Origin of the sequence: Pseudomonas sp. NFACC24-1 (assembly GCF_900115235.1) — a bacterium.
GTDB classification, from domain to species: Bacteria; Pseudomonadota; Gammaproteobacteria; order Pseudomonadales; family Pseudomonadaceae; genus Aquipseudomonas; species Aquipseudomonas fluorescens_AA.
The window spans coordinates 105,379-118,216 of the sequence record NZ_FOVS01000011.1 but is presented as its reverse complement, the minus strand read 5'-3'; the positions used below and the strand labels follow the sequence as shown (position 1 = coordinate 118,216).

At 61.4% G+C, this 12,838-nt stretch carries 9 protein-coding genes and 4 tRNA genes; 2 read left to right on the top strand and 11 right to left on the bottom strand.

Annotated features, from left to right (window positions below; all coding sequences use genetic code 11):
• Nucleotides 1-129: 129 nt before the first annotated feature.
• Together BM317_RS12630 and BM317_RS12625 are read left to right on the top strand one after the other, a co-directional pair.
• Nucleotides 130-1,020, top strand: a complete 891-nt coding sequence (locus tag BM317_RS12630; protein ID WP_060741438.1) for a LysR family transcriptional regulator — start codon at nt 130-132, stop codon at nt 1,018-1,020.
• 67 nt (nt 1,021-1,087) lie between these two features.
• Nucleotides 1,088-4,366 carry a PAS domain S-box protein gene (locus BM317_RS12625; protein ID WP_092167324.1) on the top strand — a complete coding sequence of 1,093 codons (3,279 nt, stop codon included), beginning with the start codon at nt 1,088-1,090 and terminating at the stop codon, nt 4,364-4,366.
• Between the two features lie 210 nt (nt 4,367-4,576).
• On the opposite strand, the gene BM317_RS12620 is transcribed toward BM317_RS12625, so the two are convergent.
• The 11 genes from BM317_RS12620 to uvrB all read right to left on the bottom strand — a co-directional run bounded on the left by BM317_RS12620 (nt 4,577) and on the right by uvrB (nt 12,820).
• Nucleotides 4,577-5,029, bottom strand: coding sequence for an Hsp20 family protein (locus BM317_RS12620; RefSeq protein WP_053123476.1), 453 nt, complete (start codon nt 5,027-5,029; stop codon nt 4,577-4,579).
• Between the two features lie 119 nt (nt 5,030-5,148).
• Nucleotides 5,149-6,108 carry a tRNA dihydrouridine synthase gene (locus BM317_RS12615; protein ID WP_092166931.1) on the bottom strand — a complete coding sequence of 320 codons (960 nt, stop codon included), beginning with the start codon at nt 6,106-6,108 and terminating at the stop codon, nt 5,149-5,151.
• Between the two features lie 112 nt (nt 6,109-6,220).
• The gene (locus tag BM317_RS12610) at nt 6,221-6,670 is read right to left on the bottom strand and encodes an acyl-CoA thioesterase (protein WP_092474466.1); all 450 of its coding nucleotides are present in this window, start codon (nt 6,668-6,670) and stop codon (nt 6,221-6,223) included.
• An 85-nt stretch (nt 6,671-6,755) separates the two neighbouring features.
• Nucleotides 6,756-7,589 (bottom strand): alpha/beta fold hydrolase, encoded by an 834-nt coding sequence (locus tag BM317_RS12605; RefSeq protein ID WP_092166926.1) that lies wholly within the window; start codon nt 7,587-7,589, stop codon nt 6,756-6,758.
• Between the two features lie 28 nt (nt 7,590-7,617).
• The gene (locus tag BM317_RS12600; protein ID WP_058546579.1) at nt 7,618-8,157 is read right to left on the bottom strand and encodes a TetR/AcrR family transcriptional regulator; all 540 of its coding nucleotides are present in this window, start codon (nt 8,155-8,157) and stop codon (nt 7,618-7,620) included.
• A gap of 181 nt (nt 8,158-8,338) precedes the next feature.
• Nucleotides 8,339-8,414: transfer RNA gene (locus BM317_RS12595), tRNA-Glu, on the bottom strand.
• Nucleotides 8,415-8,489: 75 nt separating this feature from the next.
• Nucleotides 8,490-8,565 (bottom strand) — tRNA-Ala (locus tag BM317_RS12590).
• Between the two features lie 53 nt (nt 8,566-8,618).
• Nucleotides 8,619-8,694: transfer RNA gene (locus BM317_RS12585), tRNA-Glu, on the bottom strand.
• A 79-nt stretch (nt 8,695-8,773) separates the two neighbouring features.
• Nucleotides 8,774-8,849: transfer RNA gene (locus tag BM317_RS12580), tRNA-Ala, on the bottom strand.
• A gap of 248 nt (nt 8,850-9,097) precedes the next feature.
• Nucleotides 9,098-10,579, bottom strand: a complete 1,482-nt coding sequence (gene gltX / locus BM317_RS12575; protein WP_041023763.1) for a glutamate--tRNA ligase — start codon at nt 10,577-10,579, stop codon at nt 9,098-9,100.
• A 225-nt stretch (nt 10,580-10,804) separates the two neighbouring features.
• Nucleotides 10,805-12,820 carry an excinuclease ABC subunit UvrB gene (uvrB, locus tag BM317_RS12570; protein WP_092166923.1) on the bottom strand — a complete coding sequence of 672 codons (2,016 nt, stop codon included), beginning with the start codon at nt 12,818-12,820 and terminating at the stop codon, nt 10,805-10,807.
• Nucleotides 12,821-12,838 lie beyond the last annotated feature (18 nt).

Here is a 12,838-nt window from a genome sequence, read left to right as displayed (position 1 = left end):
ATGCCCCGGGCCTTGAACGAATCAATAACCCCTTGGCTTGTGAGGCTGATCCTATGGGGTTACATTAAATAACTCAAATTCATATTTTTCATGCTTTGCATAACCAACTGGAATCCGACCGGAACCGCCATGGACCTCGCCAACCTCAATGCTTTTATTGCCATCGCCGAGACGGGCAGTTTCTCCGGCGCCGGCGAACGCCTGCACCTGACCCAGCCGGCCATCAGCAAGCGCATTGCCGGCCTCGAACAACAACTCAAGGTGCGCCTGTTCGACCGCCTGGGCCGTGAAGTGGGCCTGACCGAGGCCGGCCGGGCCCTGTTGCCGAGGGCCTACCAGATCCTCAACGTGCTGGACGACACCCGCCGCGCCCTGACCAACCTGACCGGCGAGGTGACCGGGCGCCTGACGCTCGCCACCAGCCACCACATCGGCCTGCACCGCCTGCCTCCTTTATTGCGCGAGTTCACCCGGCGTTATCCCCAGGTGGCGCTGGATATCCAGTTCCTGGATTCGGAAGTGGCCTACGAAGAAATCCTCCATGGCCGGGCGGAACTGGCCGTCATCACCCTCGCCCCCGAGCCCCACACGCTGGTAAGGGCCACGCCAGTGTGGGACGACCCCCTGGATTTCGTGGTCGCCCCGGAGCATGCGTTGCTGGAAAACAGCGCGGTGAGCCTGGCGGACATTGCCTTGCATCCGGCGGTGTTCCCAGGAGGCAACACCTTTACCCACCACATCGTGCAACGGTTGTTCGAGGCCCAGGGCCTGACGCCAAACATCGCCATGAGCACGAATTATCTGGAAACCATAAAGATGATGGTTTCCATCGGCCTGGCCTGGAGCGTTCTGCCGCGCACCATGCTCGACGAACAGGTCGCGCGCATTCCTTTGCCGGGCATACAGCTCAGTCGCCAGCTAGGCTATATCTTGCACACCGAACGGACGCTATCGAATGCCGCACGGGCTTTCATGGCCTTACTGGACGCACAAATCGATTTGCCAGGGACAAAGGCATAGGTTGTGCCGCCTGTAGGGCCTTGGATGCTTGTGCTTAATGCCCAAAACCGCCCAGGGTTCGCTAGAAATGCCCAAACCTGCTGACCATCTCCCGCCCCTGCCGCGTATTCAGGCGCTCGACCCGAAGCGGTCCGAGCAAAGCTGGGACAGCGCGCCACAGTTACTGGCCGCCCTGAACGGTGCGCGGCTGGGCGCTTGGTCGTGGGACATCGACAGCGGCCAGATCAGTTGGTCCCGCGGCACCCAGGCATTGTTCGGCTTCGATCCGCGCCAACCGTTGCCGGCGGACGTGGACTACCTCGACCTGCTGTTGCCCGAAGACCGGGCCAGGGCCGTGCGCGCCTTTCACGCGGCAGTGGCCGGGGCGCCGCTGGAACAGGCGATGCATCACCGCATTGTCTGGCCCGACGGCAGCCTGCACTGGCTGGAAATCAGTGGCAGCGTGCTACCCGACAAGCATGGCCGGCCGCGCATGATCGGGGTGATTCGTGAAATCACCCATCAGCGCGAGCGGGAACAGGCGCTGCGCAGTTCGGAAAAACGCTTCGCCACGCTCTTTCATCTGTGCCCGAACATGGTCTTGCTGACCCGTCAGGAGGACGGGCTGATCAGCGAGGCCAACCAGTATTTCGAAAGCCTGTTCGGTTGGCCGGTGCATGACGTGATCGGCCGTACCACCCTGGAACTGGGCCTGTGGGTGGACCCCAAGCAGCGGGCGAAACTGGTGGAGGCAACCAAGGCCAAGGGCGAACTGGTCAGCATGGAAGTGGAGTTCCGGGCCAGCAACGGCCAGATTCATAACGGCATTCTGAGTGCGCAGAAAGTCGAGCTCGAAGGCCAGCCGTACCTGCTGAGCACGTTCCTCGACACCACCGAGCGCAAGCTCGCCGAACAGGCCCTCAAGGACAGCCAGGAACGCCTGGACCTGGCCCTCGACTCTGCGCAACTGGGCACCTGGGACTGGCACATTCCCAGCGGCATGCTCTACGGCTCGGCCCGGGCCGCGCAGCTCCATGGCCTGGAACCCAGGCCGTTCCATGAATCATTCGATGCGTTTTTCGAGGGGGTTCCCACCGAAGAACGCAACAACATGCGCAACGCCTACCGCAGCCTGCGGGAAGGCCCGGCGGGCAACTATCAATTGACCTATCGCGTGCAACTGCCCGACGGCAGCTCGCGCTACCTGGAAAGCCGCGCCCGCCTCTACCGCAACGACGATGGCAGCCCCCTGCGCATGGCCGGGACCTTGCTGGACATCACCGACCAGGTGGAGCGCGAACAAAGCCTGGCCGCCTCGGAAGAGAAATTCGCCACGCTGTTCCAGGTCAGTCCCGACCCGATCTGCGTCACCCACCAGGACAGCGGGCGGTTCCTCGAGATCAACTCCAGTTTCACTCAGACCTTCGGCTGGACCACCAGCGACGTGATTGGCCTCAGCGCCGACGAAATCGGCCTCTGGGGTGGCTCGGGCAGCAGTCTGCAACGCATCGAACGGGTGATCCGCGAACAATCGCTGAACAATGTCGCCATCGTCGTCCACCACAAGAACGGCCAGCCACTGACCTGTGTGATTTCCAGCCGGCAAATCAACGTCGGCAACCAGCCGTGCATCGTCACGACCTTGCGCGACATCACGCAGCAGCAACGCTCCGAAGCCGCCCTCAAGGCCAGTGAAGAGAAATTCGCCAAGGCGTTCCATTCCAGCCCCGACGCCATCACCATCACCGAACACCAAAGCGGTCGCTACCTTGAGGTCAACGACGGCTTCTGCCGGTTGACCGGCTACCGCGCCGACGAAGTGATTGGGCATACGGTCTACGAGGTAGGGATCTGGGCCGAAGAAAAACAACGCGCCGCCCTGCTGGCCGAATTGCAACTCAAGGGCCGCGTGCACCACCAGGAGATGCTCGGGCGCAATAAACGTGGGGAAATCCTCACGGTGGAGGTCTCGGTCGAGCCCATCACCCTCAATGAAACCGAGTGTCTGCTGCTGACAGCCCGAGACGTGAGCCTGCTGCGCAACGCCGAAGCCCAGATCCGCCACCTGGCCTACCACGACTCGCTGACCAACCTGCCCAACCGGGCCTTGCTGATGGACCGCCTGAGCCAGCAGATCGCCCTGCTCAAGCGTCACAACTTGCGTGGTGCCCTGCTGTTTCTCGACCTGGACCACTTCAAGCACATCAACGATTCCCTCGGTCACCCGGTGGGCGATACGGTGCTGAAAATCATCACCGCACGCCTGGAAGCCAGCGTACGCCTGGAAGACACCGTGGCGCGGCTGGGTGGCGATGAGTTCGTGGTGCTGCTCAGCGGCCTGGAGGGCTCGCGAAACGAGGTCAGCAAACAGGTTCAGGCCCTGGCCGACACCCTGCGCGAACTGCTCTCGGAACCGATGTTTCTCGATGGCCAGCGACTGCAGGTCACGCCGAGCATCGGTATCGCGTTGATCCCCGACCACGGTTCCACCCCTACCGATCTGCTCAAGCGCGCCGACATTGCGCTGTATCGCGCCAAGGACTCGGGACGCAACACCTCGCAGATGTTCCACACCACCATGCAAAAAGCCGCCAGCGAACGGTTGCGCATGGAAACCGACTTGCGCCTGGCCCTGGCCCGTGGCGAGTTCAGCGTGCATTTCCAGCCTCAGGTCGATGCCCGGGACAACCGCATCATCGGCGCCGAAGCCTTGGTGCGCTGGCATCACCCGGACCTCGGTGCCCAATCGCCCAACGAGTTCATCAAAGTGCTGGAGGACAGTGGCCTGATCCTCGAAGTCGGGACCTGGATCCTCGATGAAGCTTGCGACGGCTTCAAGCAACTGATCGCCAAGGGCAAGATCGATCCGCAGCGATTCAGCCTGTGCGTGAACATCAGCCCACGACAATTCCGCCAGAGCGACTTCGTCGAACGCATCGAAAGCAGCCTGGCCACCCACGGCCTGCCCTGCTCGCTGCTGAAACTGGAGATCACCGAAGGCATCGTGATCCAGAACCTGGACGACACCATCGCCAAGATGCGCCGGCTCAAGAAGCTGGGGGTGAGCTTCGCCATGGACGATTTCGGCACCGGTTATTCGTCGCTGACCTACCTCAAGCGCCTGCCGGTGGACACGCTGAAAATAGACCAGTCATTCGTGCGCGACGCCACCAGCGACCCCAACGACGCCGAAATCATCCGCGCCATCGTCGCCATGGCCCGCAGCCTCAACCTGGTGATGATCGCCGAAGGCGTGGAGACCCTGGAGCAGTTGCATTTTTTGCAAGGGCTTGATTGCCATTTGTACCAGGGTTACCTGCACAGCCGGCCGTTGCCGCTGGAGGCGTTTGAGCGGTTGTTGCCGTGACTGTGTGGCGAGGGGATTTATCCCCGCTGGGCTGCGAAGCAGCCCTAAAAGCAGTCGCCTCGGTGTGTCAGGCCTAAACAGCGTCGGCTGTTCTTTTTTGGGGCCGCTTCGCAGCCCAACGGGGATAAATCCCCTCGCCACAATGAGTCTTCCACTGATCTCCAGAATGAAGAAGGGCGCCATCTGGCGCCCTTCTTCAGTTGCGATGCATCAGTTTTGCAGCGCGGGTTGCTGCTGCGCACCGTTGATCGGGATGCGCTTGGCTTTCGCCTCTTCCGGAACCACTCGCAACAGGTCGATGCTCAACAGACCGTTACGCAGGCCGGCGGATTTGATCTCGATATGATCGGCCAACCGGAAGGACAGCTTGAACGCACGCTGGGCGATGCCCTGGTGCAGGAAGGTGACGCTGTCGTTGCTGGCTTCACGCTTGCCGCCACTGATGGTCAGCACACCTTTTTCCACTTGCAGGTCCAGGTCTTCTTCCTGGAACCCGGCGGCGGCGACCACGATGCGATACTCGTCATCACCATGTTTTTCCACGTTGTAGGGTGGATAGCTGCTGCCTGGTTCGTTGCGCAGGGCGGTTTCGAACAAGTCGTTGAAGCGATCGAAGCCTACCGAGGAACGGAACAGAGGGGCCAGCGAAAATGCAGTACTCATGATTCAAATCTCCTGAAAAATTCAGCAAGTTTTTTTGTCTCCGCGACCCGAATTCGGCATCGCGTAACCCCTATCTAGGGTCCGCCAAAAACTTTTCAAGAGGTTTTTTTGAATTTTTTTCAGGCCGCTTCGGTGCGCTGAACACCCAATAAATGCCCCACCGCGTCCAGGTCGGTTTCCCGGCGTAGCGCAGTAAACAGCTCCACCGCTTCGGGGTAATTGCGGGTCAGCATCGCCAGCCACTGCTTCAACCGGCCCGGGGCCTGGCGCGGTGTCAACTGCTCGACCACTTGCTGCCAAAAGTCATGGAGCATTGGCTGCAACTCGGCCCAAGACATCTCGACCACATCCTCGCCAGCCCGGGCGGCGGCGATCTGCCGGGCCAGATCAGGGCGGGAAACGAGGCCGCGACCGAGCATGATGTCTTCGACACCGCTGATTTCACGGCAACGGCGCCAGTCCTCCACACTCCAGATGTCGCCATTGGCGAACACCGGCACCTTGACCACCTCCTGCACACGGGGGATCCACTCCCAATGGGCCGGAGGCTTGTAGCCATCGACCTTGGTTCGCGCATGCACCACGATGTGCGCCGCGCCGCCTTCGGCCAACGCCGTGGCACAGACCAGCGCGCCGTCCGGGCTATCGAAACCCAGGCGCATCTTGGCGGTGACGGGGATGTGTTTCGGCACCGCGCGGCGCACGTGTTCGACGATTTCGTTGAGCAGTTCCGGTTCCTTGAGCAACACCGCCCCGCCCCGGGATTTATTCACGGTCTTGGCCGGGCAACCGAAATTGAGGTCGATCACCTCTGAGCCCAACTCGCACGCCAATGCCGCGTTTTCCGCCAGGCACACCGGATCGGAGCCGAGCAACTGCACCCGCAACGGCACACCGGCAGCGGTCTGGGCACCGGTCAGCAGCTCAGGGGCGAGCTTATGGAAATAGGCCGGCGTGAGCAGACGATCGTTGACGCGGATGAACTCGGTGACACACCAGTCGATACCGCCAACACGGGTCAGGACGTCCCGCAGGATGTTGTCGACCAACCCCTCCATGGGCGCCAGGGCAATTTGCATGGAAACACACACTCAACGAAAAAACGTGCGGCAGTTTACCGGATTTTGCCCCTGACATCGGAATTCACCATCAATCCCTGTGGGAGCTGAGCTTGCTCGCGATGGCGGTGGGTCAGTCCACGACGATGCCGGACGGCTCCAGGGCGGGGCCATACCCCTCGATGAACTCCTGCGGCATGCGCTTGGGCCGGCCAGTGGACAGTTCGATGCAGACGAAGGTGGTCTGGGCCCGCAGCAATGTGGCGTTGTCGCTGGGACGGACCAGCTGGAAATGCCGGGTCATTTTCAGGCGCTGGTCCCAGTCGACGATCCAGGTGGCCAATTGCAGTTCGTCGCCTTCATAGGCGGCCGCCAGGTAATCGATTTCATGCCGCACCACCGCCATGGCCCGGTCCAGGCGCCGATACTCCACCAGATCCAGGCCCAGGCGCTGGGAATGGCGCCAGGCACAGCGCTCGAGCCAGGTGACGTATACCGCGTTGTTGGCGTGGCCCAGCCCGTCGATGTCTTCGGCGTTGACCTGAAGATCAATGATGAATGGCGTTGCCCGATCCCAGCCCATGCCCCTCTCCCGGTCGAATTTGAATCGGGGCAGTGTAACGGATCCTAGCTCGACCGCCATCGCGGACAAGCCTTGCTCCCACAGGTCAAGCCGATTGCCGCGCTTGCAGACTGCGACCGGCCAACAGTGATAACACCCCATCAATGACACGAGGATCGGCCAGCACCCGCTGATGCCCGCCCTGTGGCAGTCGCAGCAGCCGACTGTCGAACCAGGCCTCATGAATCAATTGCGACTCCTTGACCGAGACCGATGTGTCGTCCTCGGCATGGACGATCAACCCCGGCACGTCCAGCTGGTAATGCGCCACATCCATCTTCGAGGCGGGCATGCCCACGTCGCTTTCCACCTGGCGAATGAAGGCCGAACGCGCCTTGGGCGGCAGGCCCATCATCCGGGAGAAACCGCGCAGCACTCCAAGAATGCGAGCGGGCGCGGCGATGCTGACCAGCGTCTCGGTACGCAACCCCAGCTGGACCGCCAGCATGGCGCTGGCGCCGCCCATGGAATGTCCGATCACCGCCTGCAACGGCGGCAGCTCGGCGGCGGCTTCGAGCATGGCCCTGGCGAACAACAGGACATTCGCCTCGCGACCCGGCGAACGACCGTGGGCCGGACCGTCCAGCGCCACGACCGTGTAACCAGCGCCCACCAGGGCCGTGATCAGCGCCGCGAACTGGGTCGGCCGCCCTTCCCAACCGTGCATCAACAAGACCGCCGGGCCTTTGCCCCAGCGCAAGGCCGAGAGACCGAAACGCAAGGTGATACGCTCGGACGTTGCCAGCATCGGCAGCTCCCAATCCCGCGGCGGCAAGTTTCGAGGACGCATGAACAGCGAACGCATCTGCTTCGCCACCAGGCGCGGAGCCACCCAGCCAAGCGTGCCATTGACACTACGTATCCAACTCAACCTGTCCATCGCTCATCTCCAGGGCTTGCGCCTCAGCTCAACGCACCGCCGACTTGGCGGCGCGCAACAAACGATCCGATAACTCTCCCGGGCCCAATGCCCGCGCCAGGGCCAAACCACCGACCATCAAGGCGATGTCGGCCAGGGCCTTGTCGGCGTCCTCCGGGCTGGCCGCCAATTGCGCGACCATCAACTCGATATGCTCATTGAGCACCTCACGAAACGCATCCGGCAGCCGCCCGAGCTCGCCGACCGACGCCGGAATCGGGCAGGCTTGCTCGGTGGAGTCGCGATGCTTTCGGGAAAGATAGAATGCGGCGACCAACGCACGCCGCTCTTCGCCTGTCAGCTCACCGTCCATATCGGCGATCAAGCCGCGGCGCCGATTGAGCAATTGCTTGAAGGCCTCCAGCATCAAGGCATCCTTGCTTTCGAAATGAGCGTAAAAGCCGCCTACCGTCAGCCCGGCCGCGCCCATCACCTCGCCCACACTCGGCTCCGCCGGCCCACGCTGGATCAACGCATCGCTGGCGGCCTTGAGAATGCGTTCACGGGTTTGTGCCTTTTTATCGCTCATCGTCGCCTCCGAATATTATGACTGAAATATTATCCATGTAATAATTTTCCGCAAGCGGAAAATTTCACCGCTGGTCAGAAGACTTTTTCAAAGGATAAGGGAATTGGCCAAACGCCAGACAAACAAAAGGGTCATTCAAGAATTGAATGACCCTTATAAAATCCCGCAGAGCGGGTAATCGTGGCGTCCCCTAGGGGACTCGAACCCCTGTTACCGCCGTGAAAGGGCGGTGTCCTAGGCCACTAGACGAAGGGGACACAAACCTTCTAACTTGATCAGCGCTGAGAACTGATCGATTCAAGGCCGGTGTGGCCAGACCTTGAACCTGTAATTGGTGGAGCTAGACGGGATCGAACCGTCGACCTCTTGCATGCCATGCAAGCGCTCTCCCAGCTGAGCTATAGCCCCGGATTTTTCGCCTCGCGGCGGAGCGACATTTTGCAACATCGCTTCTGTAAAACTGGCGTCCCCTAGGGGACTCGAACCCCTGTTACCGCCGTGAAAGGGCGGTGTCCTAGGCCACTAGACGAAGGGGACGCAAACCCTTCTATACAACTGATCAACGCTGAGTGTTGATCGCTTCAAGACCGGTGTGGCCAGGCCTTGAAGTGTAAATTGGTGGAGCTAGACGGGATCGAACCGTCGACCTCTTGCATGCCATGCAAGCGCTCTCCCAGCTGAGCTATAGCCCCTCATCGCTGAGGACGGGGCGAATCTTAAGGGCGTATCGGAGGTCTGTCAAATTTATTTTCAACAAATTTGAAAATTTTTTGCCGGGATAACAATCACTTACCACCCTCCCCAGTAAAACTGGGACTTCGCCTGTTTCGTAGGAGCTGACGAGCGAAGCGAGGCTGCGATCTTTTGATCTTTCGCTTGAGATTCAATTAGCTGGGGAAAGATCGCAGCCTCGCTTCGCTCGACAGCTCCTACAGGGCCATCAGGCGATCGCGCCCAACAGTTTTTCCCACTCCTTGTTCTCCTTCTTCGACACGCCACCGAGCAGATCGATGGCCTGGCGCAGGCGGAAACGGGTCAGGTCCGGCCCGAGAATTTCCATCGCATCAAGCACCGATACCGAGCTGGCCTGGCCGGTAATGGCGGCGAACATCAGCGGCATGGCGTCGCGCAGCTTCAACTCCAAGGACTCGACCACGGCCTGGATGGTCGCAGTGATGCTGTCCTTCTCCCACTGACGCAGGCTTTCGAGCTTCCAAAGGATCAGTTGCATCAACTGACGCACCTGGTCGCCGGAGAGCTTCTTGGACTCGAACAGCTTCGCGTCCGGCGTCACGCCACCGGCAAAGAAGAAGCCGGCCAGCGGGGCGATCTGACTGAAGGTCTCTACCCTGCCCTGCACATGGGGCGCGATCTTCATCATGTACTCAGGGTTCAACGCCCACTTCTGCACGCGTGCGGCGAACTCTTCCACCGGCAGGTCCCGCAGCCACTGGCCGTTGAGCCACGACAGCTTCTCGATGTCGAAGATCGGCCCCCCCAGGGAGACCCGCGACAGGTCGAAATGCTCGACCATTTCCTGCAGCGAGAACTTCTCGCGCTCGTCCGGCATCGACCAGCCCATGCGCCCCAGGTAATTGAGCATCGCCTCGGGCATGAAGCCCATGCGCTCGTAGAACGTCACCGAGGTCGGATTCTTGCGCTTGGACAGCTTGCTCTTGTCCGGGTTACGCAGCAGCGGCATGTAGCACAGCTGCGGTTGTTCCCAGCCGAAGTATTCGTAGAGCAGGATCAGTTTCGGCGCCGACGGCAGCCATTCCTCACCGCGCAATACGTGGGTGATGCCCATCAGATGATCGTCGACCACGTTGGCCAGGAAGTACGTCGGCAGGCCGTCGGTCTTCATCAGCACTTGCATGTCCATGCGATCCCACGGGATCTCGACATCGCCACGCAGCATGTCCGGCACCACGCAGACGCCTTCGCTCGGCACTTTCATGCGGATCACATGGGGCTCGCCGGCCGCCAGGCGACGGGCGACTTCTTCCTTGGACAGAAGCAGCGCCCGGCCGTCGTAGCGCGGGGTTTCGCCACGGGCCATTTGCTCGGCACGCATCTGGTCCAGCTCTTCGGCGGTGCAGAAACACGGGAACGCATGCCCCATGTCCACCAACTGCTGGCAATACTGCTTGTAGATGTCACCACGCTCGCTCTGGCGGTACGGACCGTGCGGGCCGCCGACGTCCGGGCCTTCGCTCCAGTCGATCCCCAACCAGCGCAAGGCATCGAAGATCTGTTGCTCGGACTCGCGAGTCGAACGCAACTGGTCGGTGTCCTCGATCCGCAGGATGAACTCGCCGCCATGCTGCTTGGCAAAGCAATAGTTGAACAAAGCGATGTAGGCGGTGCCGACATGGGGATCGCCAGTGGGCGAAGGCGCGATGCGGGTGCGGACGGTGGTCATGGCATGTCTCAAAAAGAATATGAAAAGCGAAGGTCAAACAGGGGGCGAATGGTAACAGGCGATGGCGGGCCGGCTCCAGTGAGAGCGGGATTTGTGTGGTCAGTCGTCAGACCGAGTTACCCCCATCGCGAGCAAGCTCGCTCCCACAGTTCGATCGAGCCACCCAATGATCCCCTGTGGGAGCGAGCTTGCTCGCGATGAGGCCCTTAAGGTCGCCACACAACCTCAGACGGTCAGCAACCGCTCCCGCAACTTGCCAATCTCATCACGCATTTGCGCTGCCGCTTCGAACTCCAGATCCCGGGCCAACTGGTACATCTTCTCTTCCAATTGACGGATACGCTTGGTGATCTCGCTCGGTGAGCGCAGTTCGGCCTCGTAGCGGGCGCTCTCTTCGGCCGCCTTGGCCATGCCCTTGCGTTTTTTGCTGCGTGAGCCTGGCACGGTGGCGCCTTCCATGATGTCGGCGACGTCCTTGAACACGCCCTTGGGGGTGATGCCATTGGCCAGGTTGAAAGCGATCTGCTTGTCGCGACGGCGCTCGGTCTCGCCGATGGCCCGCTCCATCGAGCCGGTGATGCGGTCAGCGTACAGAATCGCCCGACCGTTCAGGTTACGCGCCGCGCGACCGATGGTCTGGATCAACGAGCGTTCGGAGCGCAGGAAACCTTCCTTGTCGGCGTCGAGAATCGCCACCAGCGACACTTCCGGCATGTCCAGGCCTTCTCGCAGCAGGTTGATGCCCACCAGCACATCGAAGGTGCCCAGGCGCAGGTCGCGGATGATCTCGACCCGCTCCACCGTATCGATATCCGAATGCAGGTAACGCACTCGCACACCGTGGTCGGCCAGGTAATCGGTGAGGTCTTCGGCCATGCGCTTGGTCAGCGTGGTGACCAGCACCCGCTCCTCCACCGCCACGCGCTTGCTGATTTCCGAGAGCAGGTCATCGACCTGGGTCAGCGCCGGACGCACCTCGACTTGCGGGTCCACCAGCCCGGTCGGTCGCACCACTTGCTCGACCACCCGCCCGGCATGCTCGGCTTCGTAGTTGCCAGGGGTGGCCGAGACAAAAATCGTCTGCGGGCTCACGCTTTCCCATTCGTCGAAGCGCATCGGCCGGTTATCCAGCGCCGAGGGCAGGCGGAAGCCGTATTCCACCAGGGTTTCCTTGCGCGATCGGTCGCCTTTGTACATCGCGCCGACCTGGGGCACGCTGACGTGGGACTCGTCGATCACCAGCAAGGCATCGGCCGGCAGATAGTCATACAAGGTCGGCGGTGGCGCACCCGCCGGACGGCCCGACAGGTAGCGCGAGTAGTTTTCGATGCCGTTGCAGTAGCCCAGCTCCAGGATCATCTCCAGGTCGAAGCGGGTTCGCTGTTCCAGGCGCTGGGCTTCCACCAATTTGTTATTCGAACGCAGGTACTCCAGGCGCTCCTGCAACTCGGCCTTGATCCCCTCGATGGCGTCCAGCAGGGTTTCCCGGGGCGTCACGTAGTGGCTCTTGGGATAGAACGTAAAGCGCGGCAACTTGCGGATCACTTCGCCGGTCAGCGGATCGAACGCCGAGAGACTCTCCACCTCATCGTCGAACAGCTCGATGCGGATCGCTTCCAGGTCAGATTCCGCCGGGTAGATGTCGATCACATCGCCCCGCACCCGGAAGGTCGCCCGGGCGAAATCCATGTCGTTGCGGGTGTACTGCAAGTCCGCCAGGCGCCGCAGCAAGGCGCGCTGGTCGAGTTTGTCGCCGCGATCCACGTGCAGCACCATCTTCAGGTAGGTTTCCGGGCTGCCCAGGCCGTAGATGCACGACACCGTGGTGACGATGATCGCGTCCTTGCGCTCGAGCAGCGCCTTGGTCGCCGACAGTCGCATCTGTTCGATGTGGTCGTTGATCGAGGCGTCCTTCTCGATGAAGGTGTCCGACGATGGCACGTAGGCCTCGGGCTGGTAGTAGTCGTAGTAGGAAACGAAGTACTCCACGGCGTTGTTCGGGAAAAACGCCTTGAACTCACCGTACAACTGCGCCGCCAGGGTCTTGTTTGGCGCCAGGACCAGGGTCGGGCGCTGCACCTGGGCGATCACGTTGGCAATGCTGAAGGTCTTGCCCGAGCCGGTCACACCGAGCAACGTCTGGTGCGCCAGCCCGGCTTCGATGCCTTCGACCATCAGGCGGATGGCTTCCGGCTGATCGCCGGCGGGCTGGAAGCGGGTGACTAGCTGGAATTCAGACATGACATAACCTCTGGATTC

Coding starts and splice junctions, on each gene's coding strand:
- BM317_RS12630 (WP_060741438.1), top strand. CDS start 130: ATGGACCTCGCCAACCTCAATGCTTTTATTGCCATCGCCGAGACGGGC.
- gltX (WP_041023763.1), bottom strand. CDS start 10,579: ATGACCACCGTCCGCACCCGCATCGCGCCTTCGCCCACTGGCGATCCC.
- BM317_RS12615 (WP_092166931.1), bottom strand. CDS start 6,108: ATGCAAATTGCCCTGGCGCCCATGGAGGGGTTGGTCGACAACATCCTG.
- BM317_RS12625 (WP_092167324.1), top strand. CDS start 1,088: ATGCCCAAACCTGCTGACCATCTCCCGCCCCTGCCGCGTATTCAGGCG.
- BM317_RS12600 (WP_058546579.1), bottom strand. CDS start 8,157: ATGAGCGATAAAAAGGCACAAACCCGTGAACGCATTCTCAAGGCCGCC.
- uvrB (WP_092166923.1), bottom strand. CDS start 12,820: ATGTCTGAATTCCAGCTAGTCACCCGCTTCCAGCCCGCCGGCGATCAG.
- BM317_RS12605 (WP_092166926.1), bottom strand. CDS start 7,589: ATGGACAGGTTGAGTTGGATACGTAGTGTCAATGGCACGCTTGGCTGG.
- BM317_RS12610 (WP_092474466.1), bottom strand. CDS start 6,670: ATGGGCTGGGATCGGGCAACGCCATTCATCATTGATCTTCAGGTCAAC.
- BM317_RS12620 (WP_053123476.1), bottom strand. CDS start 5,029: ATGAGTACTGCATTTTCGCTGGCCCCTCTGTTCCGTTCCTCGGTAGGC.